Annotated in this window: 14 protein-coding genes and 1 tRNA gene; 5 read left to right on the top strand and 10 right to left on the bottom strand. The window is 52.4% G+C overall.

The annotated features are described in order from the left end of the window. Positions 1-64: 64 nt before the first annotated feature. The gene (locus AC23NW_RS17175; RefSeq protein ID WP_487450855.1) at positions 65-1,384 is read left to right on the top strand and encodes an esterase-like activity of phytase family protein; all 1,320 of its coding nucleotides are present in this window, start codon (positions 65-67) and stop codon (positions 1,382-1,384) included. A gap of 72 nt (positions 1,385-1,456) precedes the next feature. Here AC23NW_RS17175 and AC23NW_RS17170 read toward each other — a convergent pair whose 3' ends face one another. The 7 genes from AC23NW_RS17170 to AC23NW_RS17140 form a co-directional block, all read right to left on the bottom strand. Further along, positions 1,457-2,572 (bottom strand): phytase, encoded by a 1,116-nt coding sequence (locus AC23NW_RS17170; RefSeq protein WP_487450854.1) that lies wholly within the window; start codon positions 2,570-2,572, stop codon positions 1,457-1,459. 67 nt (positions 2,573-2,639) lie between these two features. Next, the gene (locus AC23NW_RS17165; protein ID WP_487450853.1) at positions 2,640-3,899 is read right to left on the bottom strand and encodes a right-handed parallel beta-helix repeat-containing protein; all 1,260 of its coding nucleotides are present in this window, start codon (positions 3,897-3,899) and stop codon (positions 2,640-2,642) included. Positions 3,900-3,930: 31 nt separating this feature from the next. Further along, on the bottom strand, positions 3,931-6,687 hold the full coding sequence (locus AC23NW_RS17160) for a TonB-dependent receptor domain-containing protein (RefSeq protein WP_487450852.1): 2,757 nt from the start codon (positions 6,685-6,687) through the stop codon (positions 3,931-3,933). Positions 6,688-6,945: 258 nt separating this feature from the next. Beyond that, positions 6,946-8,586: a tetratricopeptide repeat protein gene (locus tag AC23NW_RS17155; protein WP_487450851.1), complete on the bottom strand. Its 1,641-nt coding sequence runs from the start codon at positions 8,584-8,586 to the stop codon at positions 6,946-6,948. A gap of 121 nt (positions 8,587-8,707) precedes the next feature. Next, entirely contained in the window at positions 8,708-9,820 is a 1,113-nt protein-coding gene (locus tag AC23NW_RS17150; protein WP_487450850.1) for a glutamate--cysteine ligase family protein, read from the bottom strand. 296 nt (positions 9,821-10,116) lie between these two features. After that, positions 10,117-10,200: transfer RNA gene (locus tag AC23NW_RS17145), tRNA-Leu, on the bottom strand. Positions 10,201-10,314: 114 nt separating this feature from the next. Further along, the gene (locus tag AC23NW_RS17140; RefSeq protein WP_487450849.1) at positions 10,315-11,553 is read right to left on the bottom strand and encodes an ABC transporter permease; all 1,239 of its coding nucleotides are present in this window, start codon (positions 11,551-11,553) and stop codon (positions 10,315-10,317) included. Positions 11,554-11,727: 174 nt separating this feature from the next. Between AC23NW_RS17140 and AC23NW_RS17135 the strand changes: the two genes are divergently transcribed. Both AC23NW_RS17135 and AC23NW_RS17130 read left to right on the top strand, forming a co-directional pair. Continuing rightward, the gene (locus AC23NW_RS17135) at positions 11,728-12,990 is read left to right on the top strand and encodes an asparagine synthetase B (protein ID WP_487450848.1); all 1,263 of its coding nucleotides are present in this window, start codon (positions 11,728-11,730) and stop codon (positions 12,988-12,990) included. Between the two features lie 105 nt (positions 12,991-13,095). After that, positions 13,096-14,511: a sulfatase family protein gene (locus AC23NW_RS17130; protein ID WP_487450847.1), complete on the top strand. Its 1,416-nt coding sequence runs from the start codon at positions 13,096-13,098 to the stop codon at positions 14,509-14,511. Positions 14,512-14,598: 87 nt separating this feature from the next. On the opposite strand, the gene AC23NW_RS17125 is transcribed toward AC23NW_RS17130, so the two are convergent. The 3 genes from AC23NW_RS17125 to AC23NW_RS17115 all read right to left on the bottom strand — a co-directional run bounded on the left by AC23NW_RS17125 (position 14,599) and on the right by AC23NW_RS17115 (position 18,130). Then, entirely contained in the window at positions 14,599-15,183 is a 585-nt protein-coding gene (locus tag AC23NW_RS17125; protein WP_487450846.1) for an RNA polymerase sigma factor, read from the bottom strand. A gap of 167 nt (positions 15,184-15,350) precedes the next feature. After that, positions 15,351-16,979, bottom strand: a complete 1,629-nt coding sequence (gene ade / locus AC23NW_RS17120; protein WP_487450845.1) for an adenine deaminase — start codon at positions 16,977-16,979, stop codon at positions 15,351-15,353. A gap of 2 nt (positions 16,980-16,981) precedes the next feature. Beyond that, a complete protein-coding gene (locus tag AC23NW_RS17115; RefSeq protein ID WP_487450976.1) occupies positions 16,982-18,130 on the bottom strand; it encodes an acyltransferase family protein in 1,149 nt (382 codons plus the stop codon). A 231-nt stretch (positions 18,131-18,361) separates the two neighbouring features. On the opposite strand from AC23NW_RS17115, the gene AC23NW_RS17110 reads away from it, so the two are divergent. Together AC23NW_RS17110 and AC23NW_RS17105 are read left to right on the top strand one after the other, a co-directional pair. Next, positions 18,362-20,026 (top strand): UxaA family hydrolase, encoded by a 1,665-nt coding sequence (locus AC23NW_RS17110; protein ID WP_487450844.1) that lies wholly within the window; start codon positions 18,362-18,364, stop codon positions 20,024-20,026. Positions 20,027-20,153: 127 nt separating this feature from the next. Then, positions 20,154-20,927: an SDR family NAD(P)-dependent oxidoreductase gene (locus tag AC23NW_RS17105; protein ID WP_487450843.1), complete on the top strand. Its 774-nt coding sequence runs from the start codon at positions 20,154-20,156 to the stop codon at positions 20,925-20,927. Positions 20,928-20,959 lie beyond the last annotated feature (32 nt).

Below are 20,959 nucleotides of genomic sequence, written 5' to 3'. Positions count from 1 at the left end.
GTTTATCTAACGCAGAGGTAATATTGCGCCGCTAGTTTTGTGGTTTAATCGCTACAGAAGCTATATGAAAGCAACGTTACCTTCACTGAACCGGATTGCACTCGGGCTGTTGGGCTGCGGCATGGTTGTATCGGCCTGCCAGGACGAACTCGATCAGCTTGACCGCTTTATCTATCCGGCCTTTGCCGAAGCCACAAACCCTAAAATTTTAAGCACGGCACCTAACAGAACGGTGCTGTACAATGGCGGGTATGGCTCTTCCATTGCTTCAGACTGGCGTGACCCGTCGGTCTTTTACATGCTGACCGACCGAGGCCCGAATGCAGCCGGCGTACAGGCCAACTCAATTATCTTCGGTAAAACTGACTTTACTCCCCAAATCGGCAAGTTCCGGATTGTCGGGGATCAGCTGGTGCTGGAAAACGTTATCCTCCTGAAAAACGCCAGCGGGCAGCTGCTCAACGGCTTACCGAATCCGGCCGGTCAGGGAAATACCGGCGAAATTGCCCTCGACTTTAACGGACAGACCATCGCCCCGCATCCGGACGGGCTCGACTCGGAAGGGCTGGTTTACCTGTCGGACGGCACGTTCTGGGTTAGCGACGAATACGGCCCGCACATCGTTCATTTTGATGCAACCGGCAAAACCATTGAACGCATCAACCCGTTCGGCACCGGTACCGGCGGCCGGACCATTCCGAAAGTGTTTGCTACCCGCCGCCCGAACCGTGGTATGGAAGGCCTGACTATTACCCCTGACGGCAAAACACTGGTTGGCATGATGCAGTCCCCGATGTACAATCCGACCTCGGCCGCTGTTTCCGGTTCCCGCGTGATCCGCATCCTGACGTTTGATATTGCGACCGGCGCAACGAAGCAGTATGTTTACCTGATGGAGAACGCCAGCCTGACCGGTTGCAGCGAAATTGCGGCCATTACCAACACGACCTTCCTGGCTCTGGAGCGCGACGGCAACTACGGCGGTCACCCGACAACACCAGCCACCTTTAAGCGCGTGTATAAGTTTGATCTGGCGAACGCTACCGAAATCTCGGATCCGGCCAACGGCACCAACGGGAAGCTGTTCAATGGCCAGACCGTGGAACAGCTGAAAGACGAAACAGGCCTGAAAAACGCCGGTATTACGCCGGTCGCCAAGACACTGGTATTTGACCTGCTGACCGAGATTTCACCGGTTTACCCGCACGATAAAGCTGAGGGTATTGCCTTAATCGGCCGGAACCGTCTGGCGATTTCGAATGACGATGACTTTGGTGTAGTCGATAACGGCCAGAATGGGTTTACCACGAAAATTCTGCCTGCCACCGGCAAAGTAGACCTCAACCGCGTGTATTTCGTGACGCTGAAAGCGCCGCTTCGTTAATGCTATCCGTATAAACCTGAAAAGCCCGGCTGTTTACGGTAAACAGCCGGGCTTCTTTTTTGGCGGACGCTGCTATTTCGACCGGATCGCCGACAGACCCAGAATATCCTCTAACCGATACAGATGAAACGTCCGGTCATCGCTCATGGCAATAAACAAGCCATGCCGGAAGGTTTTGTTCAGCGGTACGGAAATCGTTTCGGAACCATCGCTCTGCTGCGCGCTCACCGTCACGACCTTCACCAGTTTATGCTGATACGGATTGCCGGCCGTACCCTCCCTGGTAAAAATATGAAACCGGTTTGCGCCCTGATCAGACACCAGAATGTAGCCGGTTTCAGCATCTTTCCGGTAAATCGAAATACCTTCGTGATCCTGCGTGAACCCTTCGGTGGCAAACAACGCCAGTTCGTCATTTCCTTTGTCCGGATCGGCATAATACTGCCGGACCCCAACGCCTTCGTCTGAGTAATACACAAATCCTTGCTCGTCATCTACGGCAATCGCCTCGATTTCTTTTTTGCCGCTGTAGTTGCCGAACTTACGGACGAGTGTTGCCTTGACCTGCCCGTGCCCGTCATCTGCCAGGGCATATTGCCAGATATAGCTGCCGTCGGTCGGGCCGCTTTTCCGGCCAACCATCGCATACAGCTGACCAGCTTTGTTTTTATATAGCGCAATGCCCATCAGATCACGGTAATCGACGCCCGTTTCGCCGACAAACATATCCAGCCCGCCCCCGTCAACGGGTGTCATGCCGGGCAGGGCATAGATCCGGAGCTTGTGGGTATACCGCTCGGTCGTGACGGCAATGTCAACCGGCTTTCCGTTTAGCACCAGCCCGTATTCTACGTCTACATTATCGGGGCGTTTCAGCCCTTTCACCACTTTATCGGGCTGTATTTTCCCCTGTAGGTCAAACACATACAGCCCGCCATCCTGCTCTTTGTCGGTGCCGATGATCAGGCTTTTGGCGGGGTCAGCCGGATTGATCCAGACGGCCGGATCGTCGGTATCGTGCGCGACCGAATCCGTGACAAACACCGGCTTGATCACCACATCGGTATCGGGCTTATGTTCCTGCCCGGCCTGTGTCAGCCCGTTTGTGGATTGCAGGCGCTGATGGCAACCATAGCCCGCCGCCAGAGTAGCCACAACGGCTACCTGCATTACTATGCCTTTGTACATACGAAACATCTGATTAAAAAAAATCCCCTGCCGGTAAGCTACCGGCAGGGGAACGGCTTCTGTTTATTTAGTTGGTACCAAAGGCCCCAATCGTTGTTGAAGGTGCCGGTGATTTATATACATTACCACCGATCGTAATACCTGTTGTGCTGTAAAGCGGCGTAAATGACGTAGTCCCTTTGCCAATAGCCGGTGACCCTGCCTGCAAGCGGAAATCCCATGCCGTATTGTAGACTGCGTTCAGCGAAGCGGTGCTCAGCGGATAATTTACAAATTTCGGATCGTTATCGCCAACGGTTTTGCTGATGATGTCGTTCGTACCGGCCAGAATTTCGGTCGTTGTCTGAAAGCCTGTTACTCCATCCTGCGTGTAGCCATAATACAGGTTATTGCTCATCTTCGAGCGGCTGTCTTCCGGATTTTTCGGGTCGCGCTTTACGCCGAACCGGTCATTGGCCAGCAGGTTGTTGTATAGTTCGGACCGGACACCGATCTCTACCCAGATCGAACCACCTTTTACCGTCGGACGGCGCCATCCGGCGTTCACGATGGTGTTATTATAGCCGATTACGTAGGCCTGCGGTGTGCGCGTTCCGTTATTGGAAAGTTTCATCGCATTGGTATTCGGACTGTAGACCAGGTTAAAGGCCACATCCGCCTCTACGCCAGACTTGATATTGATGGCGTCTCCACCCGAAATACCCTGCGTATAAATCACATTGTTGGCGATGATTACTTTTCCGCCCTCAATGTAGAAACCATCTTCGTTCTGGTTGTTCAACCGGCTGTTGACAATCACCAGTTTACCGCTGGTGTTCGAATAATTGACGGCCGGTACGTGGTTACCGGCAGCCGCCTTATACAGACCGGCTTTTACCGATGGCGACGTTTCGGTCGTTACGGCCCCGCCATATTCCAGCACAGCGCCATCGATCAGCAGTTCGGCGCAGGTCGGTGCGGCAATCAGGCCACCCCACAGATTACCCCACTGGTTTGCGGTCGTTTTCCAGGCATCCGGCACCGTAAATTTCACCGGATTTGCTTTTGAGCCCATCACATACAGGTTGCCACTGATGATAAACTCCGGTTTCACCGTTGAATCACTGAAAATGACATTCGTACCTTCCAGAATTGTCAGCGATTTACCGGCCGGTATCTGAATATGGCCCGTAATTTTGTAGGTACTGTTTTTCTCCCATACGCCGGATACATCACCCGCAACCGCTTCTCTTACGACCGGTGTCGGTGTCGGATCAGACCCTTCATTGCTTTTACAGCCAAACAGCATGGCGCTACACCCGAGGGCAAGCAGAAATAACTTTTTCATAGATAATCTGAGTTGATTGATAATGACTTGTTTAAGGTAATTTGTACCGCATTCCGAGGATATAGGACCGCTGGAAGTAGTCGCGGCGAATGAGTGTTCTGCCCGACATGGTCTGGTCAGGAATGCCTTCGTTTCTCGGGCTGCTATTTTTAAGGTAAACTTCAGTCGGTGTATTCAGCAGGTTGTTGGCCTTAGCGAAGAGGCTGAACCCTTTGCCCAGCGTTTTTTCAACCGAGGCGTCCATCTGCACAAAGCCCTTCTGCCACAGATCGTTGTTAACATACTGCGACACGGTGTTGATCCGGTCGCCGGTATAGTTGGCGGCCAGCTGCCCGTCCCACCCCGTTTCGCTGTTCTTAAACAGCAGGGTCAGGTTGCCGATATGGGCCGACTGCCCGTACAGCGGTCGTGTTTGGTCTACCGTTATCCGCGCCAGATCGCCCCGCTCGTTCCGGATTTGCTTTGATTTGGGCGTTGTAATCGATGAGTGGGTATAGGTGTAATTGGCCTTGATGCCGAGCCTGCTGAAGTATTTGATAAAATCGACTTCCAGGCCATAGTTTGTTGCATTCCCGAAATTGCCCGGCGCATAATAGATATCCTGGCCGCGAATGGCATCCGGTTGCAGCGTATACTCAATCGGGTTCTGAATCCGCTTGTAGAAGACCCCCACCATGAACTGTTCCATCGGGCGCGGAAAATGTTCAAACCGCAGATCAATGTTGTCGGCAACGGCCCGTTTCAGGTCGGGGTTACCGCGCTCCTGGTATTCTTCGTTCACGATCCGGTACGGCACAATCTCGAAATAGCCCGGCCGGTTGATGGACCGGTAGTACGAAGCGCGGTAGTTAATCCGGTTTGTCGGCGAATATTTCAGGTGCAGGCTCGGCAGCAGGTCGGTATAGACCTGTTTGCCGGTTGGCCGCCCCTCGCCGATCGGAAACCGCATGGTATAGCCCTGATCGGTATGTTCCATCCGGACACCGCCAACCAGCTCCATTACCTCATTCCGGGCCTTTGCCTGCACATAACCGGCCCCGATTTTTTCACTGGCATCGTAGCTCAGCGCCGTGGCCACGGCACCCAGCGGATTCTGGACGGTATAGGTAATCTGCGAATAATCGGTAAAATCGACGCCATACAGGGCAAACAGATTCGTCGGCCGTAGCTGGTAGTTGTTGTAAAAGTTTGTCCGGTGCTTGTCGCGGTATAAGCCACCGATCTGCCAGTCGACCTTGAATTTATTTAGTTGGGTAGTATAGGTCAGGTTGCCGTAAGCAGCCAGGTCGGTATCTGAGTTGTGATCCCAGCGGCGGTACCCGTCCGTTGGATACGTCTTTGTTTCGACAAAATTCCGGCGCTGCCCCAGGACCGAAACCGAAGTTTGGTCGGGTATAGCGTTGGTGGCAAACGAGTAAACCGCTGACCACTGCGCCGACAGCCGGTCGGTTAGCTTATGATCCCCTTGCAAGGTGCTGTTGAAAATCTGCTGACGGGTCAGCCGCGAACGGGTTGAAAACGAGATGCCTGCATTGCCCGCCACGGGATCATACCCGCCGATGCCCAGACTCGTTGATTTGGTGTCGCGTATCTGCACGTTGGTCAGCGACATATACGCGTTATACCACTGGAATTTATGGCGGCTGCTGGCTTTAAAATCCGCTTTTGCGTGCAGCCCATAGCGCTTCTGCTGTTCCGAGTACGTTCGTTCGGCCTGCGTGGTCAGGGTGATACTTTTCAGGGTATCGACCACATCCCCGTTGAAAAATACGCTGTTGCTGCCCCGATAGGTGTTCTGCACGCTGCCCGCCACAAGAATACCCAGGCGCTTGTTCAGGAACCGGTTGCCAAGGGAAAAGCCTCCTACCAGATTCGGTGCCGGACGCGCCGACGAATAGGTTGAGGTGTAGTTCGGAAAATCAGCCGCTTTGGCTGCATATGTATTGCCAAACCGCTCGTACGGCGACGGTGCATTCACCTTTTGGTACGGATAACTCAGAAACGGCTGGTTAACGAACAGTTCACTGTAGCCCGTTGCCAGATTTGCCGTAGCCAGCAGCTGATTCGGTGCATCTTTCATCACCATGTTTACGGCACCGCCAACCGCATCGCCTTCCATCGACGGCGTCAGGGCCTTGTATACTTCCAGCCGGTCGAGCAGTTCGGCAGGGAAAATGTCAAGCGGCACGTAGCGGTACCGGTTATCGGGACTTGGAATTTTGACTCCGTTGACCAACGTGTAGTTATACCGTTTGTCCATGCCGCGCAGGATGGCATACTGCCCGTCGCCGTTTGAATTCCGCTCAATGCTGATGCCCGACACCCGCTGAATGACATTGGCTACCGTCAGGTCGGGTGACAGCTGAATGGTTTTTCCCGACACAATATTCATCACCTGATTGGCCGATTGCTCCAGATAGCGGGCCGTATTATCGCTTGCACCCTCCCGTTTAGTCGTCACCGTAATTTCGGACAGCGTCTGTGCCTCGTCGTTTTCAAGCGCAATTTCGACCGTCGGTTGATTGGTTCCGGAAAGGCTTACATTGCGGACAACGGTTTTGTAGGAGATATAACTGACGCTGACAGAGTAGCTGCCTGCGGTCAGATTTCTGAATACAAACGAGCCGTCGAGACCCGACACTTCATGGCGGTTTGTGCCTGCCAGCAGGATGTGCGCCCCGATCACCGGCTGACCGGTTCCGGCTTCAACCACACGGCCTTTCATGGTTTCAGCGCGCAAACCGGCTGCGCTGAGCAAGGCAAACAAAAGGAGGTAAAACTGGTTCATGTACACACGGATTTGGTAGCACTACCGGTCCGTCAGGCTCTCGCCATCCGGTTCCGGTTGATGCCCCAAAGGTCTGTTCATTCACCGCTCCGGTCCAATTTTCAGGCGTTAACATCATGGCAACATACCGGCCCGGACCATAAGCACCAGGGCAACATTACCTCTAAACACCACACTAATTCACTGAATTACAAACACTTGACCTCAGCCATTATGTACATAAACAAATTGTTACCTAAACATGAACCCAACGTTACCTCATTCAAAGTCTCGAACGAACGTCGTTAATGAATCGCCCTCTTTCAGGTTTATTTTTTTCCGGAGCCGGTAGCGCGCCACCCGCAGGCTGTCCGGCGTAATGCCCAGTAGCGTAGCCATGTCGGCCGAGTTGATGTTCATTTTCAGGAGCGCAATAACCCGCAGGTCATAGGCGGTCAGGTTAGGAAAAGCCTGCGTGATGCGCGCCACGAACTCCTGATGCACCTGATCAAACACCGTCCGGAACTCTTCCCAGTAGTCATCCTGACTAAAACTCAGGTTAATCTTCTGGATAACCTGCCGCAACTGCTTTTTCTGGTCCCGTTTTTCATCCCTGACCAGCATGGTCAGCTCATTTTTCAGTTCATCGAGCATTTGATTTTTCTGAATCAGGTGCAGCGTGTGGGTTGACAGGCTCTGGCTTTTCAGTTCCAGCTGCTTTTTCAGACTTTCTTCCTCCAGTTGTCTGTTCTTTAATTCGGCCTGTACCAGTTCGTGCCTAGCGTCAAAAATGCGGTTGTTCTGTTCGTGCAGCGCCTGTTGGTTGCGCAGTTTCAGCCGCTGCCGGCTGCTGTATAAAAAAGCCAGGACGCCCGTCAGGACAATAACCAGAACAGCGGCCAGCAGCAGGATCATGTCGATCCGTTTGGCAGCATTCAGCTGGATAATCTCGTTGTTTTTCTGCTCTACCTCATACAGCGTCTGCATCAGCGCAATCTGCCTGTTGTTTTCGATGGTGTAGATCTCGTCGGATAAATCATGGCTCAACTCAAGGTAGGCAATCACACTATCCGGCTGCTGCATGAGCCGGTAGGTTTTGGCCAGATCACGGTAAATACTATTCAGCTGGTATTTTTCCCGATTGACGGTTGCGAGCTGTTTTGCCTGCCGGTAATAGCGCAGTGCTTCGGGATACCTTCCGGTTTTACGGGCGATATCACCCAGATTGTCAATAACTTCAATCTGAGCCAGTAGATCTCCATTCTGCTGATTCAGCATCAGCGCCTGACTGAAATACGTGCGTGCCGAATCATACAGTGCCTGATCTTCGAAAATACTGCCAATGTTTTCAAAGATTTTAGCCAGCCCCTTGTTGTCCTTTGCCGCTGCGTATTGCCGGAGTGCCAGCCGTTCAAAAATCCGGGCGCTGTCCAGGTCCCCTTTTTTTTCGTATACCTGCCCGATACTGCCATACACCCTGGCAATCCCCGACGGGTCTTTTGCCCGGGTATACAGTTGCAGGGCCAACTCAAACTGACGTCGGGCCAGGACCGGCTGCCGGTTGTAGAAATACACTACCCCAAGATTGTGATGGGTACCGGCCAGCTGACCAGGCAGGACATCGGCCGGATATTTTTTGATGGCCTGTAACAGATTCGCTGTTGCCCGGACATAATTACCCTGGTGATAGAAGAACGTGCCCAGTTGATGCAGGTAGTCGCCTTCGGCACCTGCGTTCCCTTGCTGAGTGGCCAGATCCAGACCGTTTTTCAGGACCCGGTACAGGGAATCCGGATTTGCCGGTCGTCTGGGTTCCGGATCAGTCACCGATTGGGCAAATGCACAGTCAAGCACCAGCATGGTGATGGCTATACATTTGCCTGAAAACAAAAAAAAGGACTTGACTCGTCCTTTACCCATAAACATAGCGTACAAAACGGCTGAGTGAACAAAGCCCCCGATGCTATTAATCAAGCACATACCGCATCAGGGGATGTCAAAAATAAGTAGCCTGTGTCAGTACGGTCGCTGGACAGCGTTGTTAAATTGTTAAATTTTCGGGAGTCTGCGCCAGCCTGCCCGTTTTGTGCCGGTGCTGTGCTTCTTCACAGCGGTATTTTGCCCAGGCCAACAGGGGTTGTAACTGGCGCGAATAGCCCTTCGGTAACTCAGACAGTATACGCATCAGATCATTCAGATCGTCATACGCTAGCGGCGACAGCCCACGCTCACCATACTGACAAACCTGATAAAAATGGGCTTTCTGTGCCGGTACATGACTCCGGAAGCCACGCATTACAGCTTCCCGGACTAAAACCCTCAACATGACTAACTGAAGAACCGAGGTAAAATTTGCCTGCGCACAAGCCGTTCTGAATTCAAGCGTCCCAAGCTTATGCGGGGCGATAAAGGTATAATCCCGGATAAAACCAGCTGTCTGGTGCAGCATCCGGTCGTATTCCTCTTTCGATGCCGGTATGTTTTCCGGGTAAGCCACCGCGAGGTAGTCATCGTCGAAGCTGTCCCGGTAAATCAATGGCCTGATACAATGTATGGGCGGTTTGTCAGGCGTCGTAGTGCTGCTGGAGCTAAAAAGCCACGGAATCAGGTATTCGTAGCCATACAACCCCTGAAGCCATTGGTAGCGCTCATCCGGATTAACCCCGAAATGGACGTGCGTCGAACTCATCAGCGTCGACAATCCCGCGCTGGCAAACTCCTTATCGGGAAGCGGCCGGTCTGCCAGTAAAAACTGCCGGCTCAGGCTTTCTGCCGAAGACGGATACGGAATAAATGCCTCCGGTTTAAAGGGGTATAAACCAGCCGGAATCACCGGGAAGCCCGACTGGTTGAGCACGCTGGAAAGGATCTGCCAGATAAACCGGTATTGACCCTGAAAATCTGCAAAATCATTAAAGGGAGGAAAGGCGATTTCCAGTACGTGCGTATAGCCATCGGTTTTGATACTCAGCAGGCCGGTTGCTGTCGGAATGAGCAACGCCCCGGCACACGCACTACGCTCCTTTTTCACCCTGCCCCCCGTAACCAACGCAAGCCGTTGAAACAGTTGATCAATGTCAGCACGGGTGGGCACCGTCTGTTGCTTTGTTACAAAAAACTCCTGCTCAATCCCGATGGATACCGGTGTTTTCATGAAGTGTACCTGGGTTAATTCCACTAAAGGTAAGCAGGACACCGGCCAGTTTATGTACGTGATCTGTTATCGTTTTTTGACTTTATCTTACATGAAATATAATATTTTGGTAATATTCGTTAGCCTGACTACGCCCGCATAAACACATTTTTGACTAGCTAACAACATGCAATGATTTCCTGACTGTGCAGCTATTTGCTTTTTGCAGAATCCGACAGGTCCGTTTAAACTAAGGTGGTACTCATTTCTTATTTGCCACAAAAAAAGCCCAAATCTTTCGATTTGGGCCACATTTGTACCGGGAGCCGGACTCGAACCGGCATGCCCTTGCAGACATTGGTGTTTGAGACCAACGCGTCTACCGATTCCGCCATCCCGGCTTCACCAGTCGCTTGCGCGATGGGATTGCAAAAGTAGACAATCCTTTCAGATTATGAAATTTTCGTCTCACTTTTTTAAAAAATAATGTGCGTTTGTAGCTCCTGGGGGGCCTTTTATTCGTACCGTAACGCCTCAATCGGGTCTAGCTTCGAGGCCCGGATGGCCGGATAAATACCGGAGAATAAGCCAACTACCACACAAATGATTAACCCTAAAAACATCCAGAACCACGGTACCACGAAGCTGCCTTTCCCCTGACTGACAATCTGTGAAATCAGGTTGCCGATGCCTAACCCCAATAACACGCCCCCGATCCCGCCAAGAATACAAATTACAATGGCTTCGATCAGAAACTGCTGCCGGATACGCGACGGGGTTGCTCCCAGCGACTTCCGGATACCGATTTCACGGGTCCGCTCGGTAACCGACACCAGCATGATGTTCATCAGGGCAATGGCTGCTCCGAGCAGCGTAATAAACCCTACACCAAAACCGCCGATCCGCAGCATCTGGCTGTTCTTTTCCAGATCCTGAGCCAGTTCGTCGGCACGCTGTATGTCAAACGAATCGGGTTTACCTAACGCATCGCCCCGGATGATCCGCATCACCCCCTGGGCCTCTCCCATTGCCGTCTCCTGATCCGACATGTTCGGAACCGATGCCGTAATGTCGAAGCTCAGCGTCCGCGAACCGGCCAGCGCCCGGCCATTATCGAGCGGAATCAACATCACCCGGTCTTCGCCCGACCCGCCAAAACTGCCTTTCTTTTCCAGAACGCCGATCACCTTGTAGGGCGTACCAAGCACGCGGATGAACTTGTTGAGCGGGTTAATCTTGCTCTCAAACAGGTTGGTCGCCAGTTCCCGGCCAATCACCGCCACATTCATCGAGTTGGCGATGTCGTTGGTATTAAAATTACGGCCGAGCTCTACCTTGTAGTTTTTTACGTTGATGTAGTTCTCGTCGACACCTACGACCTGCACATTCGGGTTTGTTTTCTTTGCTTCATATTTTACCTGCGCCGCTCCCGTAATCCCCGCCGATACCGAAATCATCGCTCCATAGGGAAACCGACGCTTAAACTGAATGGCTTCCCGATAAACAATCGGCCGGTTCTTGCGCTGCACACGACCGCCGAAGCGGCCGAAATCCTGCGGCACTACGATGCTGAACGTATTCGCACCCAGCCCCTCAAAACTACTGCTCAGTGAGCTCTGCAGACCGTCAATGGCAGTCAGGATGCCCACCAGTGACGTAATCCCGATGGCAATGATCAGGGCTGTCAGTATGGTCCGGAGCTGATTCCCGGCTATCGACCGCAAGCCTTCCCGTATGTTTTCGATCAGGTTCATAGACAAAATGATTGAGTGATTGAATGAATGAGTGATTGAGTGACCAGAACTATTCAATCACTCATTCATTCAATCATCCGATACGACGCGAAACAGTTTCGCATAATTTTTGCTTATATTCGTTAAAATATAGCCATACAAAGCTACTCTGTTCATTAATTACACAACAAACCAATGAAACGGCTGCTGCTACCGCTCATCCTTTTTCTGGTACTTACCAACCAGGCTTGGGCGACCAAAATCATGATTCCGATGGATGATACCCAGAAGAATCACCTTAAAGCTTATGGGATCGCCTATTGGGTGCTGAAAAGTTATGACATGGAAATTGACTGGCTGCTCAATTACCGGGGCGGCAGTTTTATGATGCAGCACAACCAGCAGTTCATTAACGAAATGGTCATCCGCGGGGTAAGCTATGAGGTCATCTCCGATGCTCAGGCCACGCAGATTCTGGCCGAAGTGTCGTCGCCGAGCGCCAACATGGATGCGGTGAAATTACAGAAAGCACCGCGCGTTGCCGTTTATTCACCGAAAAGTAAACAGCCGTGGGATGATGCCGTAACGATGGTGATGACCTACGCCGAAATTCCGTACGATGTCGTTTTTGATCAGGAAGTGCTCGAAATTAAATTACCGGAATACGACTGGCTTCACCTCCACCACGAAGATTTTACCGGCCAGTTCGGCAAATTTTTCCCGTATAAAGACCAGCCCTGGTACATTGCCCAGAAGCAGGAAGCCGAATCCATTGCGCACAAGTACGGTTTCAGCAAGGTTCCGCAGATGAAACTCGGGGTCGTGCAGAAAATCCGTGACTTTATTCTGGGCGGTGGCTATCTGTTTGCCATGTGCAACGCGACCGATACCTACGACATCGCGCTGGCAGCCCAGAAAACCGACATGGTTGACTCGTTCTACGATGGTGATCCTGCCGACCCGAACGCCAACGCCAAGCTTGATTTCAGCCAGACAATGGCCTTCCGCAACTTCCAGGTCTATACCAATCCGTACATGATTGAGTTTTCGACCATCGATAACCAACCGGAGGAGCGCGGCCTCGGCGAACATAATGATTACTTTACCTTGTTCCAGTTCTCGGCCAAGTGGGACCCTATTCCGACGATGCTGACCCAGAACCATGCCAATGTAATTAAGGGCTTTATGGGGCAGACAACCGCATTTAAAAAACAGTTTATCAAGCCGGAAGTGGTGATTATGGCCGAAAACCGGTCAGCCGGCGAAGCGCGTTACATTCACAGTCCGTACGGTCGCGGGTTCTTTACATTCTACGGCGGTCATGATCCGGAGGATTACCGCCACGAAATCGGCGAAGAGCCAACCGACCTGAACCTGCACCCGAACTCGGCCGGTTACCGCCTCATTCTGAATAACATTCTGTTTCCTGCGGCCAAAAAGAAGAAACAAAAAACCTGAGCCGTTTTCAACCCGGCAGTCCAGCCCCCGTTTCAGCTTTTGCCGGAACGGGGGCTAGTAGTTTTATAGAGTGCACGGCTTCTGTCAGAGAACACGATTTCCCTCATGACAAAACGATTCTTTTCATCGCCGGCGTTCTGGTTACTGCTCTTGCTGATCACAGGTAGTTTTGCTTTCATTACCCACCCGGCCGTTACCCCTCCTGAAGCTCCGCCCGCCCGGAAACCAAACATAATTCTTTTTATTTCGGACGATCACGGTTACGAAGACGCCGGTTTTGCCGGTGCGCGTGTGGTCCGGACACCAAACCTCGATGCGCTGAGTAAGGAATGCCTCCGCTTCACCCACGCGTTCTGCAACTCGCCCAATTGCGTCCCCTCCAGGGCAGTCATCAATACCGGCCTCATGCCCGCCCGTAACGGCGCCCATCCTAATCACAGTAAAATCAATTCCGGTATCAAAACCCTGCCGGTTTACATGCAGCAACTGGGCTATCAGACTATTCTGGCGGGCAAAGATCATGTGTGGCCCCAATCTGCCTATCCATATGTTTACCTTAAAAAACAGGATCGGGATTATGGGAAAATTGACTCTGTTCTGGCCGTTTATGCCAAACCCGGACAGAAGCCGCTTTGCCTCATTGTGGCAACCGACAATCCGCATGTACCGTGGCCTAAAGTTGAAGGCTATGACCCCGCCAAAGTGGACCTTCCCCCCTTTCTGGTTGATACCGATATTACGCGCATGGTGCGGTCAAAATACTACACAGATGTTACCGACATGGACGTTACAGTCGGCGAATGCCTGAAGTCTATGAAAAAGTACGGGTATATGGATAACACACTGTTTATCTATACGACCGACAACGGTCCGCAATGGCCTTTTGGCAAATGGAATCTCTACGATCAGGGAATCCGCGTACCGATGCTGGTTCGCTGGCCCGGAAAAGTGACACCGGGCACTACCGATGCCATGACACCGCTCGTCGATCTGCTGCCCACCCTTCTTGATGCTGCGGGTGGCCGTATTCCCGACGGACTGGACGGCAAAAGCTTTTTACCGCTGCTGACCGGCAAACGAACGGCTCACCGTGATACTATTTTTACGACCTACACGGCTGACACCCGTTACGGGGCGTTTAACTACTACCCGATCCGCAGTATCCGGACCCGCAAGCTAAAGTACATTATGAATCTGGAGCCGGGTCGTACTTACACCACCCACATCACCAATGCAAAACCAGTGGACGGAACCGATTATTGGTTTTCGTGGGTTGAAAAGGCCAGAACAGATCCGAAAGCCGCTCAGCGGGTAGCCGCCTATCAGAACCGCCCCGCCGAAGAACTATATGACCTCGAAAACGATCCGTATGAACTGACTAACCTGGCAGCCTTGCCCGAAAACCGGCAAACGGTCAGGAATTTCCGGAATAAGATGGAGGCATGGATGGAAGCACAGAACGATCAGGACGGGCTTACGCGGTATTTCTTCAACATTAAGCACGCAAAAGACACCAAATAAAAAATCGGGGATCACTCAGTCTGAGGGTCCCCGATTCATTTAAGGGTTTAGGAGTAGTCGTTTAAATCATATAAACGAAGGTTTCAATTACAGGACAACGCGATCCAGTGTTACGTACTTTTTAAGGTTACTTAAGGCACCAAAAATCAGATTGTACACCGATTGGATGTTAATCTGCATGAGCGACGAGATTTCTTCGTTGGTCATGTTCTGGTAAAACCGGAGATAAACGGCTTCGCGTTGACGGCGGGGCAATTTATCAATGGCACTCTGAAGACATTCGTTGATGTGCGAATCTTCTTCAAATGCGATCAGCGACGTTTCATACGAAGGATCGCAACCAGGCAGCAGGTCTGTCTGAACATCGTCCTGACTGCTGATTTTCTGCTCAGCCGTTAAATGCCGAACCAATTTGCGCTTGATGGAAGCCATCAGATAATACCGTACCGAGGTAGTCGGGCCAATATTCTGGCGGTGCTTCCATAGCTCAACGAATAAATCGTGAATACAATCTTTGATCAACGCTTTATCCTGAGCAAAGTGTGTGCAATAATGGTATAACACCTGCACATATTCGCGATACAACTGGGCGAAAGCGACTTCGTCCCCGCTGCGGAACTTGTTCCACAGGGCTTCTTCATCTATGCCGGACGGTGTACGATGACGAGGCATAACTGGGTAGGTAGAGGTTGTAAAAGGTTAGGCAACGCTGTAAACTTACCCACAAAAAATTGAATTTTAAATAGTAATTGTACAAAAAATACCAAAAAATTAAAATACAGCACAAATACATCAAAATAAGCTATAAACTAAATCGCGAATTGTGTGACTTAGCGTTTTCACGAAAGAAAAAGCGGCGAAAATTGGAATTTATTTCCATCAAATAGACCTTTATCGCTAAGTTTCAAGGCCGGAATTACCAGCAATGCCATAAACGAAAGCGTCATAAACGGAGCAGCCAGCGTACTGCCGAGTGTCTGTTTGGCAAACTGATCGAGCTGAGTATACTGATCTGCAACGACATAGCCGTCCGTATCCGTCATCAGGCCCGCTACCGGCAGCGGCAATATATACTCCTCGTGCCCGCCCACTGCTGACAGACCACCACGGGCTTCAATAATCAGGTTAATGGCACGGGCAATGCTTTCGTCGTCGCACCCTACCGCGGTGATGTTGTGCGAATCGTGGCCGACCGACGAGGCCAGCGCGCCCTGTTTTAAGCCTGTGTTCCGGATAAACGCCACCGCCGGCGGAGCATCCTGATAGCGGTTAACCACCACCAGTTTCAGCACATCGTTCTGTACATCAGGCAGTACCAGCCCGTCTTTAGTCAATGCCGGCAGATGCAGTTCGTTGGTAATCAGCTGACCATCCATCGCCTCAATCACGCGGATGGTCCCGCCGGTTGCGGCAACTGCCAGCTGACCGGCATCAATCCGTGAGCAGCTGAACTGGTTCAGGTGTTCGCTCCGCAGGTCCGGAATCAGCGACTGACCGCCACGGGCCACAACCTCACCATTGATCACTGTTTGTTCAACGGTAAAGGTGGTCAGGTCGCTTACCTGGATAAAATCGGCCGGGTCGCCTGCATGGAGTTGCCCGACCGGCATGTGATAGTGCCGGACCGGATTGACGCAGGCAGCCCGCAGTACCTCCCAGCGGTCATATCCTCTGGCAATTGCCCGGGCGACGAGCTGATTGATATGCCCGGCTGCCAGCGTATCCGGATGTTTATCGTCGGAACAGAACATAATCTGGTTTGGAAATTCGGGCAACAACGGAATGAGCGCCTCGAAATTCCGGGCAGCACTGCCCTCCCGGATCAGAATCAGCATACCACGTTCGGCTTTGTCACGACCTTCGTCATACGTAAAGCACTCATGGTCAGTGGTGATGCCGGCGTCGATGTATTGTTGCGCCGATTCGCCCCGCAAACCCGGCGCGTGGCCGTCAACCGGCTTATCGACGGCTTTCGCCAGCGCGATTTTGGCCATTACATCGGGGTCCTGATACAGCACGCCCGGGAAATTCATCATTTCGGCCAGATACCCGATTTCGGGCATTGCCAGCAGCTCACCGACATCGTCAACGCTGATGGTGGCTCCGGCAGTTTCAAACGTCGTGGCCGGCACGCAGGAAGGTGCCCCGAAATTAAATTTAAACGGAACCCGCTTGCCATCCCTGATCATGTAGCGTACACCCTCAATGCCCACCACATTGCCGATTTCGTGCGGGTCCGAAACGGTTGCGACCGTTCCGTGCACCACGGCCAGCCGCGCAAACTGGGCCGGTGTCAGCAATGAACTCTCCACATGTACGTGTGCATCGACAAAGCCCGGCAGAATATAAGGCTCGCCGGGACGTTCATCGCCGAGGTGTTCAATATGGGTAATGCGTTGCCCGTCAACGGTGATGGTGCCGTAAAAAATGGTTTCACCGAACAGATCAAGAATATTAGCGGTAAACATGATTAAATTCTGATAAATAGTTTGCGACGGTACATCCACCACAGCAGCAGCCAGAAAACAGCCAGTGTCAGCGAACCGATCAGTAGTTGTTCGTAGGCCTCGCCGAAAATCCGGAAGGGTGCATGTCCGAAGTGAATGTAAAACGAATTCATGATAAACCCATCAATCAGGTGCACCAGGCAGTAAATTGCGATTGAATTCATGCCGATAACGACCAGCGGGAACGCCCACCTACGGTGTTTCCGGACATCGATGATCCAGTAAAAAGCAGCCAGCAGCAAAAAGCACCAGCCACCGCTGAACAACACCCATGCCGGTGTCCAGATCCGTTTCACAACCGGACAAATACCCGCCAGATGGCATAAGGTTCCAAGCGCCAGCCCTGCCACACCCGCTATGACAAAGCGTTTCAGCAGGGTCTGGTCATCGAACCCGGCCCGCAGCCAGTTTCCGGCCTGTAAACCCAGCAGCATCGTGCCCAGTGTCGGGATAAAACTCAGCGTAGCATAACCACCGCCGTTGTACAGGAATGCTTTCTGGCGCGGAAAGAGATTCAGAAACCAGGTATCAAACGCCCACGCCAGGTTGCTGTTTTTGTTAAAATGTGCCATCAGACCGGTATAATGCTCCTGCCAGTCGGCCGGGACGCCCACTGCCGAATAAACAAAATCCGGTCCCGGAGCCGGATACAAAATAAACATCAGCCAGTAACCAACCAGAATAGCCGCAAAAGCTCCCCACTGGATTTTCGGGCGGGCATGGCCCAGCAGAAACAGGAACGGATACCCGAGGCCGATTTGGGTCAGGGTATCTTCGAACGTGAAATTAGTCTGCTCGCGGTGGGTCGAGCGCAGGAAGATCCCCAGCAGAATCAGGATCAGGGACCGGCGCAGCGCATGGCCAAACTGCACGTTAAACGATTGTCCTTTCAACTGCCGGCTGACAATGGAATACGGTAGTGCTACGCCCACCAGAAACGAAAACGAAGGCTGGATCAGGTCATGAAGCGAGCAGCCGGCCCACTCAACATGATCCTGGTGATGGGCCAGAAATGCCCAGAAACTACTGTCGGGAAAGGCTTCGTGCAGGCGGTGAAAGCTCAGTAATTCGGCGGTCATCAGGAACATGACAAAGCCCCGATACGCATCCATGGAGATCAGGCGACCGGCCATAAACTCCGTTTGTTTTTCAGACATAGAAATAAAGAGCGGGTTGAGAATAGGTAATTTTTAGGTTTCGTCGGTAATTTACATAGAAGTTCACAGGTGCAGGATTAGATTCTGTGCCGGTCAGCCTCTTATTAGTAATCTTTATGCATACGTCCGGCCAAGGACGAAGGGCCATTTTGTGCCCGTTTAACTTTTCGTAAAATCGACGTAAACATGAGTCTTGCTCAGGTTCTCAAAGTCCATCCGGCGGATAACGTCATTGTTGCCTTACGCGACTTACCGGCGGGTAACGTAATCGAGTTTGAGGGTGAACGTTATGAACTACCCTATTCAGTAAGCGCCAAGCACAAGTTTGTTACTCATGACTTGCAGGTTGGTGACCACGTAACAATGTATGGTGTGTTGGTAGGCAAAGCCACCCAACCAATCAGGCGGGGTGAACCCATCACCACGTTTAACCTGAAACACGATGCCGACCCGTACGGGCTGGAACAGAAGAAACCGTACAGCTGGGAAACCCTCGACGTATCGGCCTGGCAGGATCGGACGTTCAACGGCTTTCACCGCACCGACGGCCGCGTCGGTACCCGGAACTACTGGCTCATTATCCCGCTGGTGTTCTGTGAAAACCGCAACGTGATGATCCTGAAGGATGCTTTCGAGCGTGAGCTCGGGTATGCCCAGCCGGATGTCTACCGCGAACATGTCCGTGAACTGCTTCACTTACACCAGTCAGGACAACACGAGGTCATTCACCGCATGCAGCCGTTTGTTGATCCGGCGCAGATGCGGACCCAGGCCCGCGCCAACCGGCCGTTTAAGAACATAGACGGCATTAAGTTTCTGACCCACGAAATGGGCTGCGGCGGCACCCGGCAGGATTCGGCCGTGCTGTGCTCGCTGCTGGCCGGTTTTATCAACAACCCTAACGTGGCCGGCGCTACGGTGATGAGTCTGGGTTGCCAGCACCTGCAAACGGAGATGCTGGAGAAGGAAGTACGCCGCCAGAATCCGAAATTCGACAAGCCACTGCTCTTGTTTGAGCAGCAGGCCGGTACCGAAACGGCGCTGATGGCACAGGCGATAAAAGAAACATTCCTCGCCCTGATAGAAGCCAATAAAAACGAACGTAAACCGGCACCATTGAGCCAGCTGACCGTTGGGCTAAAGTGTGGCGGATCGGATGGTTTCTCAGGCATTTCAGCCAACCCTGCCATTGGCCATCTGTCAGACATGGTAGTAAGCCTGGGCGGCAAAACCGTGCTGGCCGAATTTCCGGAACTGTGCGGTGTAGAACAGGAACTCATTAACCGTACCGACGATACCGCCAAGGCACAGAAATTTATCGACCTGATGCAGGCCTATTCGGCCCAGGCCGAAGCCGTTGGGTCGGGCTTTGACATGAACCCGTCGCCGGGTAATATCAAGGATGGCCTGATTACCGATGCCATCAAATCGGCGGGGGCGGCTAAAAAAGGCGGTCTGGCACCGGTTGCCGACGTGCTGGATTACGCCGAACCGGTTGTGACGCCGGGCCTGAACCTGCTTTGTACGCCGGGCAACGACGTCGAAGCAACAACCGGTATGGCCGGTTCGGGTGCCAACGTGATCCTGTTCACCACGGGTCTGGGTACACCGACCGGCAACCCTGTTTGTCCGGTCGTAAAAATCTCGACCAACAAAAAGCTGAAAGCACGGATGCCGGACGTAATCGACTTCGACAGCGGCCCGATCATCGACGGCGAACAACGCATTGAAGACAATGCGGAGGCCCTGCTGGAATACATTATCCGCTTAGCCTCAGGCGACGAAATTACCCAGGCCGAGCGTCTGGGTCAGGATGATTTTATCCCGTGGAAACGCGGCGTTTCACTATAATTAATGAGTGATAGAGTGAATGAGTGATAGAGCGATTTGTTTAGCCGCTGTGGCAAGCCGCTCTTTGTCCGCTGAGGCGGGCCGCTCTTTCGCTCTTTCGCTCTTTCACTATTTCACTCTTTACATTATGTTCTCTTTAGAAAATAAAACGGCGTTAATTACCGGCGGAGCCAGTGGGATTGGACTGGCGATTTCGCAGACCTTTGCACAAGCCGGTGCCACTGTCCATATTCTTGAGTTAAACATTGACCAGGCGCAGCAGGTTGCCGACGACCTGACGGCGCAGGGTGGTAAGGCCTTCGCCCACGCGGTTGACGTGTCGAAGCAGGCAAATGTGGACGAAGTGATCAATGGTATCGTGGCGCAGGGACCGGTTCATATACTGGTGAACAATGCCGGTATTGCCCATATCGGTACGGCTGAATCAACCTCCGAGGCTGACCTGGACCGTATTTTCAATGTAAATATTAAGGGCGTTTATAACTGTGTTCATGCGGTGATTCCACACCTGAAAGCCAATGGCGGCGGTGTGGTACTGAACATGGCGTCCATTGCAGCCACGGTTGGTATTCCGGACCGGTTCGCCTACTCGATGAGCAAAGGAGCGGTGGTAAGCATGACCCTGTCGATTGCCAAGGACTATCTGAAGCACAACATCCGGTGTAACTGCATTTCACCGGCCCGCGTTCATACTCCGTTTGTGGATGGTTTTCTGGCACGCACTTACCCCGGCCAGGAAGCCGAGATGTTTGCCAAACTGGCGGCTACTCAACCAATCGGCCGGATGGCGAAACCGGAGGAAGTCGGCGCGCTGGCACTCTATCTCTGCTCCGACGAAGCCGGTTTCATTACCGGATGCGACTACCCGATCGACGGCGGTTTTGTCCGGCTAAATAACTAAGGGTTACTTGTTGTTGGTGGTTTATTCTGATG

This window comes from Arsenicibacter sp. R0_47, assembly GCF_057652235.1.
Note: the sequence above shows the minus strand (reverse complement) of the source record. Positions and strands in the feature narration are given on the sequence as shown.